This is a genomic window from Pseudoalteromonas apostichopi (genome assembly GCF_030297135.1).
Classification (GTDB): domain Bacteria; phylum Pseudomonadota; class Gammaproteobacteria; order Enterobacterales; family Alteromonadaceae; genus Pseudoalteromonas; species Pseudoalteromonas apostichopi.
The window spans coordinates 2,802,270-2,822,870 of sequence record NZ_AP028065.1 but is presented as its reverse complement, the minus strand read 5'-3'; the positions used below and the strand labels follow the sequence as shown (position 1 = coordinate 2,822,870).

Below are 20,601 nucleotides of genomic sequence, written 5' to 3'. Positions count from 1 at the left end.
AAAACAATGTATAAATATTTATCAACGCTCACTATTTTCATCAGTGCTTTTTTAATTTTTCAAATCCAACCGATGCTTTCAAAGCAACTGCTACCACAATTTGGTGGTGGTGCCTCTATCTGGTCAGCGAGTTTAGTGTTTTATCAAGTCATGTTACTTATTGGCTATTTCTATGCGCATAACATGGGTCGTTTTCATATTAAGTTGCAGGTAGTCATCCATATAGTTTTAGTCACCTTTGCCACACTCATTGTTGTGACAGAATTTGCAGCCCCAAATCTCACAAATTGGCCGCCTGCGCTTGCGGTGTTTGTTAATTTATTTATAGAAATTGGTCCAATATTTACTCTACTGAGCGCTACCAGCGTACTTTTACAAAGATGGTATGTGCAAACTGCTTCAGCACAGGTGCCTTACCATTGGTATTCCATCTCAAACTTGGGTTCTTTACTGGCGTTAATGAGCTACCCGCTCGTTTATGAATTACTATTTTCTTTAGAGCAGCAAACTACCTACTGGCTATTTGGACTTATCAGCTACTGCTTGTTATTAGCACTTCTAGTAATATTTTTACTAAAAAAAGCACCCGATTTATCAAGAGAGTCTTTTCAGACTAGGCCTGTCACACTATTAAAAGGTAAAGGTCAATGGCTGTTATTAAGTGCCTTAAGCTCAGCCATGTTGGTATCTACCACGCATATGATCAGCACTAATATTCCCCCCATGCCATTACTTTGGTCGTTACCTCTTTTAATTTACTTGCTCACCTTTAGTTATACGTTTGCCAACAAAGCTAATTATCAGCGTCATGTCTGGGCATATGCGTTTATATTTTCGGCTTTTGCAGGCCTGCTGATGTTTTATTTTGGCAGCTTATTCAATGCCCTAGCCCAGCTTATAATTTACAGCATGATTCTATTAACCGCCGGTATGGTCTGTCATGGTGAGCTGAGAAACAAAGCCCCTGAAAACGAGCAATTTACCGTTTTTTATTTTTATATCGCCCTTGGCGGTGTGTTAGGTTCGCTTTTCAGTACGCTCATTGCCCCATTGCTATTTGTCCAGATTGACGAGTATTTACTTACATTAGCGGTTATTTTTAGTTTTGTGTGTTACTACCAAATAAAAGCTAAAACAAAGACAAAACAGCTCAAATTCACTCTCGCAACCAGCTCAGTTACTTGGTTAGCATGCTATTGTTTTTTAGCGGTAAACTTTAACCAATATAACGTTGCGACTAGCCGCAACTTTTATGGCTATTTAGCGGTTAAAGATATAAACACTCAATCAATAAAAGAAAGGCGCTTAATTGACGGCACCACGATTCATGGCTCAGAGCCACTAAATCCAAGCCAACAGTTTGGGCAAAGTTATTACCACCAGCATACTGGTGTCGCTAAATCACTTGCCATACTAAAGCAACACAGCGCACTAAACATTGGCGTGATTGGTTTGGGTGCAGGCGTATTAGCTCGTTTTGCAGACCAACAGGATAGTATTCACTTTTTTGAGTTAAACCCTGCTGTATACGAGATGGCAAAACGTTATTTCTCATATCTTGAAAACAGTGAAGCCAAGCTCACAGTCAGCTTAGGGGATGGTCGTATTGCGCTAAAAAATAATGCAAACGAAGTATTTGATGTCTTAATAATTGATGCGTTTTCAAGTGATGTAATTCCTGCGCATTTGCTAACCCAAGAAGCAATGTCACTTTATTGGCAGAGGCTCAATGAAAATGGCGTATTGATTGTGCATATTTCAAATAATCATATCGACTTACTGCCTGTATTACAGGCACATAGCCAACACTTCAATAAGGCTATGTTAAAGTTTAGCTATCAAGGCCATAGCCCATCAGACATAGGCTCAGACTGGGTGGTGCTAACTGATAATCAGGCTTTTTTAAATCGTGTATCTATCAGTGATTTGTCGCCCATTAAACGCTACCCACATAACGAGCTGGCAATGTGGACTGATAGCAAACATAGCCTACTCCCCTTATTAAAATTCTAACAGGCATAAAAAAAGCGCGATGATATTATCGCGCTTATTAACTGCGTTTACTTTGTTTAAAGCTGCGCTTAAATCGAACCTTTGATTGGTCCATGTTCATGGCTAACATGTGGGTTTTGACCACGTTGGCGCAATAAGTGATCCATTAAGGTAATCGCCATCATCGCCTCAGCGATAGGAATGGCACGAATACCTACACATGGGTCATGACGTCCTTTAGTGATCATCTCTACCGCTTCGTTGCTAGTATTAATGCTGTTGCCCGGTATGGTGATGCTTGAAGTTGGCTTAAGGGCGATTGAGGCAATGATATCTTGCCCTGTCGAGATACCTGCAAGTACACCACCTGCGTGATTTGATGTAAAACCATCTGGGGTTAACTCATCACGGTGCTCAGAGCCTTTTTGCTCAACCACATCAAAGCCATCACCAATCTCAACGCCTTTTACCGCATTAATACTCATTAATGAGTGTGCAAGCTCTGCATCAAGGCGATCAAATACTGGCTCACCAAGACCTACAGGAACATTTTTAGCAACCACTTTAACTTTAGCGCCTACCGAATCGCCTTGTTTTTTTAGGTCACGCATGTATTCATCAAGCGCTTCTAGCTTGCTGGTGTCTGGAAAGAAAAATGCATTGTTTTCCACCTCATCCCAGTTATAGTCTTCGGCTTTGATTGGCCCTAGTTGGCTCAAACATGCTCGAATTTCAATACCATGAAACTGTTTTAAGTATTTTTTCGCAATCGCACCTGCCGCTACACGAATAGCCGTTTCACGGGCTGAGGAGCGACCACCACCTCGATAATCACGGATACCGTATTTATGCCAATAGGTATAATCGCCATGACCTGGGCGAAACACTTCAGCGATTTTGCCGTAGTCTTTTGAACGCTGATCGGTGTTTTCAATCAGTAAACCAATGCTAGTACCTGTGGTTTTACCTTCGAATACACCAGAAAGAATTTTTACTTCATCACTTTCGCGGCGCTGTGTTGTATAACGACTTTGCCCCGGCTTGCGACGGTCTAAATCAATTTGTAAATCGGCCTCGCTAATTTCAAGACCTGCTGGTGTGCCATCTACAACGCCGCCTAATGCAACGCCGTGGCTCTCACCAAAGGTGGACACTTTAAATAGTTGTCCGATGCTATTACCTGCCATTAACTTTCCTCATTCCTAATGACTACTGAGACCGAGCCCTCAGGCTCGGCTTTTAAAATATGCTGTTAATCTGCGAAATACTTCACAAGCTGCTGTTTGCTGATTACAAACACGCCAAGGCCACCTTGTTCGAATTCAACCCACTCAAATGGTGCACCCGGGTACAGCGCTTCCATATGTACCATAGAGTTACCAACTTCGACAAATAACAAACCGTTATCAGTTAGATGCTCTGCGGCTTCCGCTAAAATGGTACGAGTCACATCAAGACCATCATGTCCCGATGCTAAACCAAGCTCTGGCTCGTGATGGAATTCACGTGGTAAATCAGCCATATCTTCAGCATCAACATAAGGTGGGTTAGCTACGATCAGATCGTACTTTTGACCCGGAACACCACTAAACACGTCTGACTGAATTGGCAGTACGCGGTCATTCAGCATGTAATCGCTAATATTAATATCAGCAACTTCTAGCGCCTCGTAAGAAATATCAACCGCATCAACCTGTGCATCTTCAAATGCTTGTGCAAGGGCAATGGCAATACATGCTGAGCCAGTGCATAAATCAAGAATGCGCGTTACCGACTCTGGCTCTTCTAACCAAGGAGCAAAACGATTATTAATTAGCTCTGCAAATGGTGAGCGAGGGATTAACACACGCTCATCAACATAAAACGGCATACCTGCAAACCACGCGATGTTGGTCAGGTATGGTACTGGCGTACAATCATTAATACGCTCTGCAATTAGTTCAGCTAAACGGCTTTTCTCGGTGCTGGTTAAACGCGCATGCATTAGCTCTTTAGGTGCATCGATTGGCAAGCTTAGTGCAGGTAATAAAAGGCTAACTGCTTCATCCCATGCGTTGTCTGTGCCGTGCCCAAAGAAAATACCACTGCTGGCGAATTGACTGGTTGTCCAACGTAACCAATCATGCAACGTTGAAAGTTCTGCAATTGCCTCGTCTAAAATTGCGTCTTCTATCTGGAAATGGTTCATGTATGTTCCTTAACTTTCAAAGTCTGTTCTGACGCGTATTGTACCGTCTTTTCAGTTGGTTTTTACTCGATTTTTAGCGTTTTTTTGTTTAGACTGCCGCCATGAAAAAAGATCCCCACGCCAACAATCACATTAGCACTGACGATATTGACTTATTTCGTCAGAGTATCAGTGGTGCCAAAGCATTTAAACAAGACACTATTCGATTCACCAATAAGCCTAAAGTGTCACAAGCGAAACAATTTTCCCAGCAAAAAAAGCAACATCAGGCAGAATTTTTCTTTTCTGATGAATATGTACCTGACATAGATACTCATGGAACCGTGAGTTATGTCAAACCTGGTCATGATAGCTATTTGGCAAAGCAACTTCGTCGTGGAGATTACCCACCTGATTTAACCCTTGATTTACATGGCTTAAATAAAGAATTAGCCAAAGATGAGCTGGCTGGTTTAATTCATGAGTGTAAAAAGCAGCATTACTATTGTGCCTGTGTCGTGCATGGCATTGGTGAACGCATACTCAAACACAAGGTGCCGCAATATTTAGTACAACACCCTGATGTGATTGCTATGCACCAAGCACCTCTTGAATTTGGCGGTAAAGGTGCTGTGCTTATTTTAATTAACCTTCCACAAAGTGATGAATTCAGACGCTAACGTCTTCTTGTCATAAGGCTTAATGTGCATATTTTTTCGATTATCTTTCCACTGATTTTTATCGTGTTAAGTGGTTATATCAGTTCTCGTAGCAGGTTTTTATCGAAAGAACATATAGCAGGGTTAAGTAAGTTCACTTTTTATATTAGCGTGCCAGCGTTTCTATTTTTAAATATGGCACAAGCCGATTTACAAAGTAGTGTTTCTGTTGCGGGCTTTTTAAGTTTTTACTTTCCAGTATTGGCTATTTACGCCCTTGGCTATGTTATTGACCGCTATTTCATTAAGAAACAATCTGCAGCATCACATCACGCAGTTTTTGCCCTTGGCAGTAGTTATTCAAATACAGTGCTGGTAGGTTTGCCAATTATTATTGCGGCACTTGGCGAGCAAATGGTCGGTATTGTGTTTATGATCATTACTTTTCATAGTGCACTTTTGTTTACCCTAACCTTTTTACTTAGTGCTAAATCGCAGCAGTCTTTTTCTTGGCGAGCATTTGCTAAAAACATGCTGCTGAACCCTGTGGTGTTAAGTATCAGTAGCGGCCTTGCTGTTAACTTACTTGGTTTTACACTTTTTGATGATTTAGCAAATGGCCTCACCCTACTTGCCAAACCTGCCATTGCCTGTGCGTTATTCGTATTAGGAGCAAACCTTGCGTTTTATAAGGTGTCAGACAACTTACAAGCATCACTCATCGCAACCATCATCAAGCTTGCCGTGTTACCGTGCGGAGTCTACTTTTTTGCCAACTACGTCTTTCATCTAGAACAATCGTTACTAAACGTGCTGGTACTTTTGAGCGCTTCTCCTTTAGGTGTAAACGCCTATCTAATCGCTAATCAAATTAAGCAACATCAAGCAACACTCGCAAGTGCTGTGGTGCTCTCAACGGTATTAAGTGTTGTAAGCTTTAGTGTTTGGTTAAGTATTTTACTTTAGTTTTATAAGCCACCTGATACATCTATAAAACTGCCCGTTGTGAATGATGCTTGCTCACTTGCCAAAAAGTAAATTGCTGAGGCGACCTCGTCAGCTTCACCACCTCGCCCTAGCGGTAACTTAGATTTTAACCTATTAACTCGGTTTGCTTCACCGCCATCGCGGTGCATATCGGTATAAATAAGGCCTGGCCTTACCGCGTTTACCCTAATAGCTTTACTGGCGACTTCTTTAGCAAGGCCGATCGTGAAAGTATCAAGCGCTCCTTTAGATGCAGCATAATCTAAATATTCATTTGGCGAGCCTGTGCGCGACGCACCTGATGAAACATTCACAATACTGCCTTTATTCATACGCTTAATTGCTTCTCGTGCACACAAAAATGCGCCTGTAACATTGCAACTTAAAATGGCGTTAATGCGCTTTGCATCCATCTCTAAAAGCGGCATTTGCGGCATCATCATTGCTGCATTGTTAACCAGTACATCTAAACGTGGTGCCCAAGTATCAAGCTTCGCAAACATTGCCTTCACTTGCTGCTCATCGGCAACATCGGCTTGTATAGTAAACGCTTTAACGCCCAGTTTTTCTATTTCTTTGGCAACTTGCAAAGCACTGTGCTGATCCGACTTATAGTTGATACATACATCATAACCATGCTTGGCAAATAACTTTGCCGTTGCTGCGCCTATACCACGGCCGCCCCCGGTAATAAAAACCACAGGATTCGAACTCATTCTGATTCCTTGAAAACTAACTTAAACTGCTCACACACCAATGGCATATCAGGATGACATTGATAATCCGTACCTGCTAGCTCTCGCTGATAATAATCCCAATGCACACGCTGCCAGTATGCAAGACTTTTGTCGCCCTCGCCTTCTAATGCAGCGTAATCTGCACTTATTTGATTATATGGGATGATGGTCACTGAGACAGTTTCAATAATGCCTAAGGGCTGTCCGTGCCAATTGGTAAAAATGGCTAAATCACCGACCTCAGGAAGAGCCTCATTATTTGCTTCGAACCAATATAATGAAGGGGTTGTTGCTTGCTTTTCGCCACTTAAAACCAGCAATGCGCAGTCATTGGCATCTTGCTCATTATCGCAAAAATGCCAACTCGGTAGTTCAATAATTGCGCGTCCTGATTGCTCGTTAAATCGAGCAATCAAATGCGCTTTACGCCGTTCGTTACTTAACTGCTGCAACAACAGAAATCTCTACGAGCAAAACTTCACGCGCCATTTTTGCCTCAACACAAGCGCGAGCTGGAGCATGCCCTTGAGGTACCCATGCATCCCAAACTGCATTCATCGCTGCAAAGTCTTCCATGCTTTTTAAATAGATGGTGGCGCTTAGCATATGCTCTTTGCTACTACCCGCTTCAGTAAGTAAAGCTTCTACCTTATCGAGCATAGTTTGAGTTTGTTCGGTGATATCTTTTTCAGCATCAGCACAAACTTGTCCGCATAGGTATACTGTGCCGTTATGCTTGACGATGCGGCTCATACGCGCACCGGTTTGTAAACGTTCGATTGTCATAGTAAGAACTTGAAAAATTAACAGTGGCGCTAATTTAGCAAATCCACTGTTAGATTTCGACGTTATTTGGCGAGTGAATACTGAGGTAGTGGCTGCGCTGTTTGTGTTCATCATATTCGATAACTGCAACCGCGCCTGTATTGAAAATAGGCATATGACCTGGACTTAACTGATCAACTAAATAGCTAACAATTGGCATATGGGCAACGATTAACCAGGTGTTGCATTGTGGATGCATAGCAATCAGAGTTTCCAAGTAATCAGCAGCAATTTGTGGAACACCATCAGGGGTAATATCGCTGCAAGTTTCATTAAATTTTAACGAAATATGTTGTGTAGCATCAGCAGCCGTTTGTTGTGCACGAATGTAAGGACTCACCAACAAGGCATCGGGTTTATGATAGGTTGCTAACCACTGCCCCATACGACTGGCTTCATAGTGACCGGTCTCGGTAAGTTGTCTTGCTGCATCATCTGCTTGCATTGGCGTAGCTTCGCCATGGCGCATGATTAAGATTGTTTTCATAAAAAATCAACCGATTAAAGAATATAAAACAGTAGCCAGTTTGCTTGATTGTCCGCTATATTAGAATATCATCACTAGATACATTAAACATCCGCTTATGATATTCAGGTAGATTTTCGTAGCTCTGTCTTTTTTAGCTTTCCTGAAAATATCATCTGTTGTTAGGACATTAACGCACTCTTTCAGGAGCATCTTTTGAATATCAGCCGCAATGATAACAGAACATATCAACCCCTAACACTGGACAATGGTCTAAAAGTACTTTTAGTGCAAGACTTAGAATCAACAAAATCAGCGGCTTCTATGGCTATCAACGCAGGCCATTTTGACGATCCTCTTGATAGACAAGGCCTTGCACATTTTTTGGAACATATGCTTTTTTTAGGCACAGACCTGTACCCGGAGTCGGGTGGTTTTTCTAATTTTGTATCACAATCTGGTGGCAACACTAACGCGTGGACAGGCACAGAGCACACATGCTACTTCTTTGATATTAAAAACCAACAGTTTGCTGAAGCATTAGCACAATTTAGCCGTTTCTTCATAGCACCGTTACTAAACCCTAAAGAAACAACTAAAGAGCGTAATGCCATAGATGCTGAGTTTAAGCTAAAAATAAAAGATGATGGCCGACGCATCTATCAGGCTCACAAAGAAACAGTCAATCCAGCCCACCCTTTTGCAAAGTTCTCGGTCGGTAACCAGCAAACCCTCGCTGATCGTGAAGGCTGCATAAGTGATGAGTTACGTGCTTTTTTCGATAGCCATTATCAAGCTCAGTGGATGACACTTGTGATATGTAGCAATGAAGATATTGCGACAATGACTGCTTGGGTAAAACAGTTTTTCAGCGAAATTAAAGGTCAACCAAAAAGCAAAGAGATCATAGAACAGCCACTTTACCGTAAACAAGACTTAGGTAAGGTGTTACACATTGAACCACATAAACATATGCAAAAGCTGATCATTAGCTTTGCAATGCCTAATATTGACGACTTTTATCGTCACAAAACCGTTAGTTTTATTGCTCACCTACTCGGTTACGAAGGCAAAGGATCACTGTACTCTATTTTAAAAGAGCAAGGCTGGATAAATGCCCTTTCTGCAGGTGGGGGCATTAACGGTAGTAACTTTAAAGACTTTAACATCAGCATGGCTTTAACTGATGAAGGTATTGAGTACTATGAAGATATCGTAGAGATGGTGTTTGAGTATATCTGTTTAATAAACCAAAACTGCGATAAATTGCCACGTCTTTATCAAGATAAAAAGAATCTCTTACAAATTGCCTTTGATAACCAAGAAAAAGCTCGCTTAATTGATTGGGTTAGTAATTTAAGCATAAATATGCAGCATTACGATGAAGCTAATTATGTACAAGGCGATTATTTAATGGACGGCTTTAACCGTTGCGCTCACGAAATTGCCATGCAATGGCTCACACCTGACAATATGCGCTTGGTCTTAATTCATCCAGGTGTAGAACCAGAGCACACCACAGCTTGGTACAACACCCCCTATAAAGTGGAAGATATCTCGACAAGTTGGTTAGAAGCACTCAGTGAAATTAACACGCCATTGCCACAGATGTGCTTACCAAGTGCTAATCCATACCTCACTAAAGATGTTGAACTACTGCCATTAGAGAAACCAACTAGATCGCCTGAATTGTTAGTCAAAAAAGAAGGCTTTGACTTTTGGTTTAAACAAGATGCTACTTTTCGAGTGGCTAAAGGGCATTTTTACTTAGCGATGGACTCAACCTTTGCCATTAAAGATGTTAAACATATGGCCCTCACTCGTTTGTTTGCAGACTTGTTTATGGACAGTGTTGCTGAGCAATTTTATCCGGCAGAACTGGCAGGCCTTAGTTATCACTTAACATCTCACCAAGGCGGCTTGACCTTGCATACCGCAGGTCTTTCATCGAGCCAGTTAGAGCTAGTTAACGAATTACTTGAAGCTCTATTTAATGTTGAGATATGTGCAAAACGCTTTGCTGAATATAAAAAACAACTAGTTAGACACTGGCGAAACAGCAATCAAAACAAGCCTGTTAGTGAATTATTTAGTATTTTGGGTGCGCAAGTTATGCCGTGGAACCCAGAGCCTAACGCGCTCGCACAGGCTTTAAAGGATACTAGCTTTCATCAATTCAATTGCTTTAGAAATGAGTTTTTTAAAGCTTTGCATGTTGAATGTTTTTTACATGGTAACTGGCAACGAAGTGATGCGCTTAAGTTTCAAAAGCAAATTACTGAACACTTGTCTGGTAGCACCACTATCATTGATTTAACGCGACCACTTAATAATATTACCGAAGTGGAGCAACAGCGCTTCACGTTAAATTGTAGTGATCATGCGATGGTACTTTACTATCAAGCTCAAACTGATAACACCACCGAAAAAGTGCAAATGATGGTACTTAATCACCTGATAAATCAAGACTACTTTAATGAATTAAGAACCAAGCAACAACTAGGCTATTTAGTCGGTGCTGGCTATGCACCTTTTAACACACGCGCTGGTATCGCTTTTTATGTTCAGTCACCTAAACATAGTGCTGATGAGATTCTTCAACGTCACCAACAATTTATTAATAATTATGTGTCGCAAATAAATAACATATCTGAGCAGCAGTGGCTCGACACCAAAGCAGGTCTTGTCACTCACATCGCTGAAAAAGATAAAAATTTACGCTTACGTTCGCAACGTCTATGGCTAGCTATAGGCAATCGCGATACAGAGTTTAATATGCAACAGCAGCTTTTAGAGGCGCTTGATAAGTTAAGCCTAACCCAAATGCAGCAATATATTGCCGTAACGTTTAGTGACAACAGGCCAAGAATAGAACTTTTAAGCGAACCTAAGGACAAAAAACAGCCAAAAGCAACACTTTCTTCGCATTCTCTTTGACTCGAACGCGAGCTTAGATTAGATTAATTGTTGCGAATTACGGTAATGCATTAATGATAAAAACAATAAAAATGATTTCTGCTTTTTTAACAATAACTATGACTGGGATTTTTTCAGCATCCGCTAGTCCTATAGAGCTTGAACAGAGCACATTGCTGCTTATCCCAAGCGCTATTATGATGCTATTATTGCCGTACCTATTATTTGTCATTTTTAAATTGAAGCGCTCTCGAAAGCAACTGCGTATTTCAGAACATCGCTTAAAAAGTACCGTAGAAGGCAGTGGCGACACCCTCTGGGATTGGAATATTAAAACCGGAGAAGTGTTACGAATAAATGATAAATACACTTCAGATACTAATAATAGCAGCGGCTTCCCCCCTAACCGCGAACATATCCACCCTCACGATTTACAACACGTCGAAACAGCTCTTAAAAAACACTTTGCCGAACATACTGCCTTTTTTGAAGCGAGTTACCGCATTAAAGATACCCTAGGTCGTTGGCATTGGGTTCTAGATCGCGGCAAGATCATAGAAAAAGACGCAAACCTAAACCCTTTGCGAATGACAGGAACTGTGCGAGATATTTCTCAGCTCAAATCAACGGAAGCACGATTAAACCTATTTGCTAAATGCGTTGAGTCATTAACTGATGCTATCGCTATTTACGATAAAAACTTCAAGCTAGTTGACTTAAATCCAAGCTTCTTAACTTTGTTTGGTGGTAGCCGCGAACAATACTTAAAGAAAGAATTTACCCTAAATGGCTACGATCAAAGCTATGTAGATGAAATTAAAGCCACTGTAAAAGCGACAGAACACTGGCAGCAAGAGGTAAAACTTCGCAATGCGAAGAGGCAGCTGTTACCGATTGAAATTTCAATTGATGAGATTAAAAATGAGCACAATCAAATTTGCAACTATGTAGTTGTTTTTTCAGATCAAACTGAGCGTAAAAAAGCCGAATCACAATTACATAATTTATCGAACCGTGACCGCACAACGGGCTTACCAAACAGAAACTTGTTTTTCACAAACTTGAAGAAGCTCGCTAAGCAAGATAATCATCACGCTTTATTAGTCTTCGACTTAGATAACTTCAAAAAGATCAACGACTCACTCGGTCATCAGCTCGGTGATAGTTTGCTATCTAAGCTTGCGATGCGTTTGAATAAGTTAACCCGTGAAAAAGATGTGTTCTATCGCCTAGGGGGAGACGAATTTGCACTGGTAATGTCCGGAACTAACGATATTCATACCATTACTCGTATGGCTAAACTTTTTTTAGCGGCAATTGCCACACCGTTTAATATGGCTGGCCATGAACTTGTGATCACCTCAAGTGTGGGTATTGTGCTGTTTCCTGAGGATGGGAATACCCCAGAGTTATTGCTTAAAAATGCCGATACAGCCATGTATCACGCTAAGAAAAAAGGTAATAGCTACCTGTTTTTCAATGACACTATGAACCGTGAAGCAGTTAAACGCCTACAAATCGAAAACTTGATGCGCTACGGCCTAAAAGAAGATCACTTCGAAGTCTACTATCAACCGAAAATGAACATTCGCACAGGTAAGCTAGATGGTATGGAAGCACTGGTGCGTTTCATTACCCCAAAAAAAGGCGTGATCAGTCCTGGTGTGTTTATACCGATTGCTGAAGAAACTGGGCAAATTATCGAAATTGGTGAAGTTGTCTTAAACAAGGCATGCCGAGACGTAAAAGCATGGATTGATCAAGGCTTATTTAATGGTCGTGTCGCGGTGAATTTATCGGCTAAACAGTTTAGCTTGCCTGATTTAACCACCCGTATTGATGTAATATTACAAAAGAATGAACTGCCCTCTTACTTCCTTGAGCTTGAGATCACAGAAGGCACCGTAATGGATGATCCAAACGAAGCTATTGCCGTAATGCGTTCACTCAGCGCCCGTGGTATACACCTTGCAATGGATGACTTTGGTACGGGTTATTCATCATTAGCGTACCTAAAACAGTTTCCGCTTAATACCTTGAAAGTCGATAAAGCCTTTATTGACGATATGCAATCTGAACGAGGCCGCAATATGGTCGACTCTATTGTGACAATTGCTCATAACCTTGATTTACATGTGGTTGCAGAAGGTGTGGAACAAGCTGAACAAATAGCTATGTTAGAACAGTTAAAGTGTCAGACAATACAAGGCTACTATTATTCTAAGCCATTATCTCAGCCAGAATTTACCGCATTCTTGCAAAAGCAACTTGATAAGTCAGCGCCGAGTCTATTAAAAACCGTAAAAGCTTAAGGTCGCCAGCCACATGACTTGCGGCCAACATGGCGTACAAATGCGCGGCGATAGTGCACATTAAACAAACACCAAGCTACGGGCCCCAGCACACCACCTAACAGCATCCAACGTTTCACTGGCATCCCTTTAGAAAGAGACTCTAAATACATAACCACTATAAAAATACAGCTCAAAAATATAAATAGCACAAAGCACCTCATTAAAATCAGCGGCAGTGTACATAATTTCATCAAGCATTGAAACTTCACGCATGCTATAGCCTCTATAAGGCCTATTTATGCTCGCTTTAATACTCTTTAGCTTTGTCATCTAGGTTATTGAAACAATGTACAAAAACCAACCACTTTGCTATTATGGGGACGTGCGGTTAGCACAAAGGAATATACAAAAATAATCATGAGGAATCGTTATGTCTGAAGAATCAGCTAACATTTATGCAGCGCCAGAAGCCGAACTTACTCAACAAAATAATGGCGGAAATAAGCCAATTTTGAATTTTGATCGTTTCTCAGCTTGGGGCGTGTTTTTTTTAAGTCTTATCACATTGGGAATTTACTCAATATATTGGCTTGTAAGCCGAACAAATAAGGCAAACATGCTTGCTAAACATAAAGTAAACCAAAACTTAGTTTATGGTTATATTGTACTTTATGTAATCAACTTTGCTTTAGCATTTACAGCTATTCCAGAAGTAATATCTTCTATCTTTTCAATCATTACTTTTATTGTTGGTCTAGTATTCATTTTCTCGTTAAGAACTTCACTTCAAGAGCTTATTAATGAAGGCAGCAATGAACCTGTGCACTTAAGTGGCATACTTACATTTTTCTTTTATGCTATTTATTTCCAATACAAAATTAATGAAGCTATTGATAATCAGAAATAACCATTTCGTTATCTAATAAAAAAGGCATTGAATTCAATGCCTTTTTTATTGCCGGTTGGTATTACAATGCCCCTGAGTGCTTCACATTTAAATAGGTGTTAAGCACATGCGGTAGTAGCTGCTCAGGGTTACAGTCTATGGCTATCACCCCTTGTTTTTTAAGCTTAGCCATATTGGCTTTGTGTGAATTTAATAGTGCTAATGCTGCACAATAGCTGGTTGCATCTTCGTACTTTTCTATAGGCTCTTCGAGTACTTCATTCACTGCACGATTGTTAATATTAATAAGTGCGACTAAGTGATGCTTTTGTAATAGCTTAATTGCAGGCATTAATTCATCAATACTTTGCTCATCGAGCGTGGTGACTAATAAAACTAGAGAGCGTTTACTGCGCTTGGCAATTAATTGGTTCACAGCCACTAAATAGTCACTACTGCTTTTATCTGGGTATAGATCATAAAAGTGATTCATCACCCTTGATACATTTTGTGCGCCTTTTACATCGGGTAACCAACGCAGATTTTGGTTAAAGCTTTGCATGCTAAACCAGTCACCTTGCTTTAAAACCGTGTGTGACAGCAATAATAATGCATTTAAAGCATGATCAAAGTGACTGCCTTCATTGGCTTCTATGGCCATTTTTTTAGAGGCGTCTAGCATCACTATGACGTGTTGGTTTTGTTCTTCTTGATACTCACGAGAAATGAGTTTTCGACGCTTACTAGTCGCCTGCCAATCAATCTGCCTGACGCTATCACCTTGGCGATATTCACGTAACTGCTGAAACTCAATACCATCACCGCGCTTTTTAGTGAGTTTTAAACCTGAAATTGGCTTATTCACCACCCCATTTAAATGCTGCTTTGAAGTAACACGGCTAAAATCTGGGTAAACCTTTAATTGGATAGCTTGAGCAGTTAACCAGTTTGTTTGCCAAAGGCCCAGTGGTGACCCAACTCTAAGCTCAATCGCACTAATCTCTGCATCGCCTCGTTTGTGAGCACGTAAATTAAAGCTCTGCTTAGCTTGTTGCATCGCATCAATAAACACAGTTTGCTGTGGTTTTTGCAGCTCAATCGCATTACTTAAATGAACACTGACATCTAACATAGTCGCATGCTTAGCTTTATTTTTAATGACTACATTTAATGCTTGGCGTCGATATAAGGCCATGTTGAGATTAGTTTGTGCACTCACTTCAAGTAAAGGCTCTGACTTCGCTGCCATATAATCTACAAATACCACCAATAAGGGCACTAATAACAAGGCCGTTAGCACTAAGCTGTCAACCGATGCAATAGCACAGACAAGCAACAATAACAGCAGCAAAGCTGTTAATTGTACTAAGCGTTTTGCAGGTCTATGCTTGATGCGATTCATGAGCGCGGCGCTTCAACACTGGCTAAAATGGCACTGATCACTTCATCAAATGATACCCCTTCAAGCTCCAGATCAGCGGATAAAATTAAACGGTGCCTTAAAATATTCACTGACACTGACTTCACGTCATCTGGGGTTACAAAGTCACGGCCATTCATCAATGCCATTACTTTTGCAGCTTTAATGATGTTAATTGAGGCCCGTAACCCTGCGCCGTGCAGCACACCCTGCCAAGTTCGTGAACTTCGCACAATATCAACAGCATAATTAAGTATTTGTTCGTCCACTAAGATATCTGCACAAAGCTGTTTAATTTCAGCAATACGCTTAGCATCCAATACTGCAGGGAGCTGCTCTACTTTGGTTTCATTAGAAACTATTTGTGTATTCAGTTTTAAAAGCTCAACTTCCGATTCATGTGAAGGAAAACCAAGCTCGACCTTCATCATAAAGCGGTCTAATTCAGCCTCTGGCAGTGGGTAAGTCCCTTCTTGATCTAACGGGTTTTGAGTAGCGAGTACCATAAACGGTGAATCAATAGATAATGACTCACCATCAATGGTGATTTGTTGCTCTTGCATTACCTCAAGTAGTGCTGATTGCGTTTTAGCTGGTGCACGGTTAATTTCATCAGCCAGCAAAATATTAGTAAATGCTGGGCCTTTTTTGATATTAAATTCACCTGATTTCATATCATACAAACTATGACCAACAACATCTGACGGCATTAGATCCGGCGTAAACTGCACTCGCGAGAAATCTACATTTAAGCTCTTTGCTAGGGCTCTAACCAGTAGCGTTTTACCAAGTCCAGGAACCCCTTCAAGTAACACATGACCACCCGCAAATAGAACGGTAAGTACATCTTCAACAATGGCATCTTGACCAACTAACACACGTGAAATGTTATGCTTTACTTGTTTTACTGCATCAGCTGCCTCAATTAAGCTCATGCGATTAGTATCCAATTCCGTGCTCATAAGGCATTCCTTAATTGTTTGAATCGTTTTATATATTCTGTTCGTTGTTCTTTTGACTCAGGCAACTTGCTAGCAAGTAACTGAGCCACATGTTGTTTTTCAAAATGAGTTAAATTAGCGATGATCTGCGCCTGTTTTTCAGCACTGAGCATTTTAAAGTTAGGCACTCGCGACTCTACTTTGGCGTAAAAATCTTTTTCTAGTGCGGTAAATAATACGGCTTCGTGACCATGCTCTGTATAGAAATTTGCTACTGCACGAATATGCTGATTAAAGCTGGTTTTTATATCGAATTCAGGAGTATAAGAGCGGCCAATGCGACTACTTATATGCCACACTGCAAGCACAATTAATAACAGCAACGTCACCACAAATTGCCAGCTCCAGTGCCATAATTTGGCAAACCAATTTGGGTAAGTTAGGTAAGGTACATAAGTGACTTTATCAGCCCCTTTACTTAGCCAAAGTAATAAGCTGCCATGATCAAGATGGCGAAGTCGGTAATTGGTAAAAGGTAACAGTGAAGGCATAACGATGACCCGACCTTGACCAAATGCAAAGTCACACATCAGGGTGTCACTATTTTCACTATTGGTGCTAACACCGGGGCAATTTTCAATATAAAACGCGCGACTTAACTCAAGATCGAGCTGAGTGTTTTCATCGATAGATAGCGTACTGTTTTTATTCCCTTCTTTAAGCATCGCAAAGTCATATTCAAAGACATCTTCTTGGCTTTGCACATTGATGCCAAGCTGACTAAAAAACACCGTGTTATCAATCGCCAGTTCATCGCGTTGCCTATTTAATACATAAATTAAACGCCCGCCATCAGCGACCCAATCAGCAAGTTGTACATCTAACTGGTAAGAATCAGCAAGCACTGCTTCATCCAAAATTAAGATACTTTGCGGGTCTATGTTTAACTCATCACTTTGTACTTGTTCTACCAAGCGCTTATTCTTCTGCCAATCGATGCCATTGGCTTTGAGTAGTCGTTGAGCCATCGTGAAATTGTCTTTTGCCACATCACTATGAAAACCAATTTCGATTTCTTTTTTCTGCCAATCTAAAGAAGCAATACCAGCAATAGCAAATATGCTAAACACCACTAGCGCCGCAATCAGCACATATTTAAGCTTCACGGGCTTGCTCCTTAGTCTCTGCTGTCATTGCTGTAATTTGCTCAGTCAGCTCGATAAAGTCGATATCAGGGGTTTTATGGCCCCAAGCAACTGTGACCCATGCAGAAAATAAGCGGGCAAAAATCGCTTGCCCTTGGCTAGGTACCTTTGCATCAATTGCACCTTTACATTCGCGCTCAGTCATCGAGCGGTGCAAGCGAACTTCATGTCGCTGCTGCGCCCAAGTCAGCGCATGATGAAGCAAGTACGCTAGCGCCAAGCGATGCTGACCTTGCTCAAAGCATTGCTTTGCAGCGGCAATTAAATCAGTAGGTAAATCTTTACTTTTAATTTCTGCAAATAAGGTCGGGATCACCGACTCTTCATTCACTTTACTACGCTCAGGCAAGCTTAAATTGGCAAAAAAACCGCGCTTTTGCATCAGGTAATAAACTAGCCAAATGACTAATAAACCTACCAATACCCAAACCAACATACCAAACATCTGACCAATGGCTGTAAACACATCGATAAGCCACGACCAATCACTATCTGATGAACTCGCTTTCGCTTCAATATTTGGCAGCCAGGTAGTCTCAGTTTCAATGACATTAGGCTCATTATAAAGAGCTGTAACTTGCTCTTTTACCGCTTGCTTATCGATTTGCTCTGCATAGCTAGTTGATGGTTGCAGCGTGAACGTTGTAAGTATAAGTAGTGCTACAGCACTGACTACGCCTGCAAGGCGGGTACGAATGTTTTTGAATGCCAGCTCTAAATCCCAGCCCTCAAGTTCAACACGGCGATGTAAATAAGCAAGGAAACCGCCAGTGACGAAAAGCGGCGCCACTAAGGAAATACTAAGGATGTATATAAAATTAAACGCTATCTCAACCCAGATTGGCGCTTCGAAAATTTGATACATGGCTTCTTGTGCTGAAAATGAATGGGGCACAAGTGCAATTGTCAGCGCAGAAATCCCCATTAATAAGATAAACTCAAAATGCACACAAAATAGCATCCACAACGTTTGCTTTGGCTTCGTTGAGGCAAATAAAACCTGCTTGCGCTTTGTTTTTCGCTCGCCTGATAGCCGCTCAAGTTGCTCAACGGGCGCTAAAAATGCTCTATTTGGGCTAAGCCTGAAAATGGTTAAATGCGCTAGCATATCGGCAACTTTTAACTGTTTAAGTGACTTTAAGCTACTACTTATTTTGACCGGTTGATTGAATACCGCCTTTGACATGTAATCGAGTAAAGGTCGTTCAAATACAGGTTTAAGCCACCAAACAACAAATCCGCCTATGCCCCAATTTAATAAAAAGCCGACAATTAAAAATACTGGAACTGCCATCATCAAATACAAAGTGATCAGCGCCACAATATGCTGCTTAACTAACAACACAGTTAAATCAAAGGTCTCGTAAGCACTGCGCTTGCGGGGTGTGAAGCTAAGACGATTAAGCTCCATAGCGCATTCCCTTGTACAAACGGAAAATGACATAACACCAACAGCCGCTGCCAACTATATATTTAATTTCGTAAGCAATATCACGAGGTGACCAAAACGCTTCAATAAAAGCAGCAATTACTAACATTAAAAAAGCACCAACAATGAGCGGAAGTGCCTTTTGTGCAGCCTGTTTCATTGCATATGCACGGGTATACTGCCCAGGGCTTAATATGCCGTAACCAATCTGACATCCTGCAGCTGAGGCAATGATGATAGCAGTCAACTCAAACGAGCCATGAGTGATAACAAACGAAAAAAATGGCCCTTCAAAACCTACATTAACAATATGAGCAGCAACTGCACCAAAGTAAAAACTATTAAATAATAGGAAAAAAGCAGCGCCAACACAGAACAGCACACCACCTGCAAACATCTGAAATGCAATTCCTATGTTATTGTAAATGTAGACACCGAACATCATTAAGTCTTGCGGTGCACCGCGCTCAGCCGATTGAACGCTGCCACTGGGGTTATACATTTGTTCGATATTAAGCACTGTGCCTTGCCCTAAAAATGTATAAACGGCATCAGGGTCAATTGTCACCCAAATAAAAGCGATAAGGGCCAATCCCCAAAACGCGATTAAGTTTACAGCCAGCATTAAACGGTTTTCATACAGTGCGCGTGGAAATGCAGTTCGCGCCACATGCCATATTTCAGAGAATTGATTGCTTCGAGACAAATAAAGGCGCTTTTGCCCTAACTGCACAAGCCTATTTATTTGCTCAATCAACACAGGGCTGTATTGACGACTTTGGGCAATGGCTAAATCATTACAAACTTTGCGATATAAATTAGGGAAATTAACAGGTAAAGACTCAGCATTATTTTGCTCACAAAGGGCTTCGAACTCATCCCAACTTACGCTATTTGATTTTACAAATTGAGTTTGCTTCATTGTTTACCCTCCTGCTGCGGGTAATCGTTATCGTGTTGAACTTGCCCAGCGAAGTGGCGTGCGTAACTAACGAGCTGCGCTTCAATCTCGTGCTCTGCTGTAGAAAACGGTGCAGCTAAAATAGCTGCCAACTCACGACGCCTTGCATCAGATAATTCATCATGGCGCTCAGCAAAAGCAAGTACAGCTAATTGCTCTTCGGTAGTAAAGCTAATTGAAGGAATATGCACTTCACCTTGAGCTATTTCAGGCCGCTCTGCGAACTCATCGTCGTAAATAACCATGGTGCCTGCCGCCCAATCACCAATGCGTTTAAAGCGGTTGTTAAACAACATAACTACAAGGCCCAAAAAATAGCCTATCGGTAGCATATCTGCGGGGCGTAGCAAGTTACGCACAACTATTTGCGAAAAGCTCGCTGGTAAGCCATTGTCTTGCACAACACGAATATTAAGTCGTTTTTTACCTGGGGTTTGGCCACTTTCCATTTCAAACAGGATGTTATAGCCCCATGAAATTAAAAAGTAAGCAATTAATATAAGTCCTTGCCCTGCATCGCCAAAAAAGGCAAGTACAGTGCCTACAGCAAGTAAAACCAAACTACGGATAATAAAATCGATGGTGTAGGCATAGCTTCGGGCGACAACACCTGCAGGAGTGATAGCGATATTAACGCCTTCGGGGAGTTTGATGTATTCTCTGTTTTCCAATCCGTGGTTCAACATTAATCTACTACTGGTATTTATTGTTGTTTT

At 41.2% G+C, this 20,601-nt stretch carries 20 protein-coding genes; 6 read left to right on the top strand and 14 right to left on the bottom strand.

The annotated features are described in order from the left end of the window. Positions 1-6 precede the first annotated feature (6 nt). Positions 7-2,013, top strand: coding sequence for a fused MFS/spermidine synthase (locus tag QUE86_RS12805; RefSeq protein ID WP_286257646.1), 2,007 nt, complete (start codon positions 7-9; stop codon positions 2,011-2,013). A 68-nt stretch (positions 2,014-2,081) separates the two neighbouring features. Here the strand turns inward: QUE86_RS12805 and aroC are convergent, their stop codons facing one another. Next, positions 2,082-3,179 carry a chorismate synthase gene (aroC, locus tag QUE86_RS12800; protein WP_130051999.1) on the bottom strand — a complete coding sequence of 366 codons (1,098 nt, stop codon included), beginning with the start codon at positions 3,177-3,179 and terminating at the stop codon, positions 2,082-2,084. Positions 3,180-3,244: 65 nt separating this feature from the next. Continuing rightward, complete coding sequence (prmB, locus tag QUE86_RS12795; protein ID WP_130052000.1) at positions 3,245-4,180, bottom strand: 50S ribosomal protein L3 N(5)-glutamine methyltransferase; 936 nt, start codon at positions 4,178-4,180, stop codon at positions 3,245-3,247. Between the two features lie 101 nt (positions 4,181-4,281). Here prmB and smrB point away from each other — a divergent pair, with 101 nt between their 5' ends. Together smrB and QUE86_RS12785 are read left to right on the top strand one after the other, a co-directional pair. Continuing rightward, positions 4,282-4,839 carry an endonuclease SmrB gene (gene smrB, locus QUE86_RS12790; protein ID WP_130052001.1) on the top strand — a complete coding sequence of 186 codons (558 nt, stop codon included), beginning with the start codon at positions 4,282-4,284 and terminating at the stop codon, positions 4,837-4,839. A 24-nt stretch (positions 4,840-4,863) separates the two neighbouring features. Continuing rightward, positions 4,864-5,784 (top strand): AEC family transporter, encoded by a 921-nt coding sequence (locus tag QUE86_RS12785; RefSeq protein ID WP_130052002.1) that lies wholly within the window; start codon positions 4,864-4,866, stop codon positions 5,782-5,784. Positions 5,785-5,786: 2 nt separating this feature from the next. Here the strand turns inward: QUE86_RS12785 and QUE86_RS12780 are convergent, their stop codons facing one another. From QUE86_RS12780 to sixA, 4 genes are read right to left on the bottom strand one after another with little or no spacing between them, the layout of a single operon-like run. Continuing rightward, positions 5,787-6,521: an SDR family oxidoreductase gene (locus QUE86_RS12780; RefSeq protein ID WP_130052003.1), complete on the bottom strand. Its 735-nt coding sequence runs from the start codon at positions 6,519-6,521 to the stop codon at positions 5,787-5,789. Next, positions 6,518-6,994, bottom strand: coding sequence for an ASCH domain-containing protein (locus QUE86_RS12775; RefSeq protein ID WP_239977151.1), 477 nt, complete (start codon positions 6,992-6,994; stop codon positions 6,518-6,520). The genes QUE86_RS12780 and QUE86_RS12775 overlap by 4 nt, the downstream gene beginning before the upstream one ends. Continuing rightward, a complete protein-coding gene (locus tag QUE86_RS12770) occupies positions 6,978-7,328 on the bottom strand; it encodes a RidA family protein (RefSeq protein ID WP_286257637.1) in 351 nt (116 codons plus the stop codon). The genes QUE86_RS12775 and QUE86_RS12770 overlap by 17 nt, the downstream gene beginning before the upstream one ends. Before the next feature lie 49 nt (positions 7,329-7,377). Further along, the gene (gene sixA, locus QUE86_RS12765) at positions 7,378-7,854 is read right to left on the bottom strand and encodes a phosphohistidine phosphatase SixA (RefSeq protein ID WP_130052006.1); all 477 of its coding nucleotides are present in this window, start codon (positions 7,852-7,854) and stop codon (positions 7,378-7,380) included. Positions 7,855-8,049: 195 nt separating this feature from the next. On the opposite strand from sixA, the gene QUE86_RS12760 reads away from it, so the two are divergent. Then, on the top strand, positions 8,050-10,770 hold the full coding sequence (locus QUE86_RS12760) for an insulinase family protein (RefSeq protein WP_167657964.1): 2,721 nt from the start codon (positions 8,050-8,052) through the stop codon (positions 10,768-10,770). A 176-nt stretch (positions 10,771-10,946) separates the two neighbouring features. Further along, positions 10,947-13,061 (top strand): sensor domain-containing protein, encoded by a 2,115-nt coding sequence (locus QUE86_RS12755; protein WP_372799658.1) that lies wholly within the window; start codon positions 10,947-10,949, stop codon positions 13,059-13,061. On the opposite strand, the gene QUE86_RS12750 is transcribed toward QUE86_RS12755, so the two are convergent. Then, positions 13,058-13,180: a hypothetical protein gene (locus QUE86_RS12750; protein ID WP_256854814.1), complete on the bottom strand. Its 123-nt coding sequence runs from the start codon at positions 13,178-13,180 to the stop codon at positions 13,058-13,060. The two genes, QUE86_RS12755 and QUE86_RS12750, sit on opposite strands and share 4 nt — an antisense overlap. A 10-nt stretch (positions 13,181-13,190) precedes the next feature. Further along, positions 13,191-13,316 (bottom strand): hypothetical protein, encoded by a 126-nt coding sequence (locus QUE86_RS12745; RefSeq protein ID WP_256854756.1) that lies wholly within the window; start codon positions 13,314-13,316, stop codon positions 13,191-13,193. A gap of 157 nt (positions 13,317-13,473) precedes the next feature. Between QUE86_RS12745 and QUE86_RS12740 the strand changes: the two genes are divergently transcribed. Next, positions 13,474-13,950, top strand: coding sequence for a DUF4234 domain-containing protein (locus QUE86_RS12740; RefSeq protein ID WP_167657963.1), 477 nt, complete (start codon positions 13,474-13,476; stop codon positions 13,948-13,950). Positions 13,951-14,011: 61 nt separating this feature from the next. On the opposite strand, the gene QUE86_RS12735 is transcribed toward QUE86_RS12740, so the two are convergent. From QUE86_RS12735 to QUE86_RS12710, 6 genes are read right to left on the bottom strand one after another with little or no spacing between them, the layout of a single operon-like run. Further along, a complete protein-coding gene (locus QUE86_RS12735; RefSeq protein ID WP_167657962.1) occupies positions 14,012-15,331 on the bottom strand; it encodes a DUF58 domain-containing protein in 1,320 nt (439 codons plus the stop codon). Then, positions 15,328-16,311 carry an AAA family ATPase gene (locus QUE86_RS12730; RefSeq protein ID WP_130052012.1) on the bottom strand — a complete coding sequence of 328 codons (984 nt, stop codon included), beginning with the start codon at positions 16,309-16,311 and terminating at the stop codon, positions 15,328-15,330. Before QUE86_RS12730 ends, QUE86_RS12735 begins: the two co-directional genes overlap by 4 nt. Then, positions 16,308-17,456: a DUF4350 domain-containing protein gene (locus QUE86_RS12725; RefSeq protein ID WP_130052013.1), complete on the bottom strand. Its 1,149-nt coding sequence runs from the start codon at positions 17,454-17,456 to the stop codon at positions 16,308-16,310. The genes QUE86_RS12730 and QUE86_RS12725 overlap by 4 nt, the downstream gene beginning before the upstream one ends. After that, entirely contained in the window at positions 17,446-18,906 is a 1,461-nt protein-coding gene (locus tag QUE86_RS12720; RefSeq protein WP_286257630.1) for a hypothetical protein, read from the bottom strand. The genes QUE86_RS12725 and QUE86_RS12720 overlap by 11 nt, the downstream gene beginning before the upstream one ends. Continuing rightward, positions 18,896-19,846: a stage II sporulation protein M gene (locus tag QUE86_RS12715; protein ID WP_130052015.1), complete on the bottom strand. Its 951-nt coding sequence runs from the start codon at positions 19,844-19,846 to the stop codon at positions 18,896-18,898. Before QUE86_RS12715 ends, QUE86_RS12720 begins: the two co-directional genes overlap by 11 nt. Beyond that, positions 19,843-20,571: an RDD family protein gene (locus tag QUE86_RS12710; RefSeq protein ID WP_286257627.1), complete on the bottom strand. Its 729-nt coding sequence runs from the start codon at positions 20,569-20,571 to the stop codon at positions 19,843-19,845. Before QUE86_RS12710 ends, QUE86_RS12715 begins: the two co-directional genes overlap by 4 nt. Positions 20,572-20,601 lie beyond the last annotated feature (30 nt).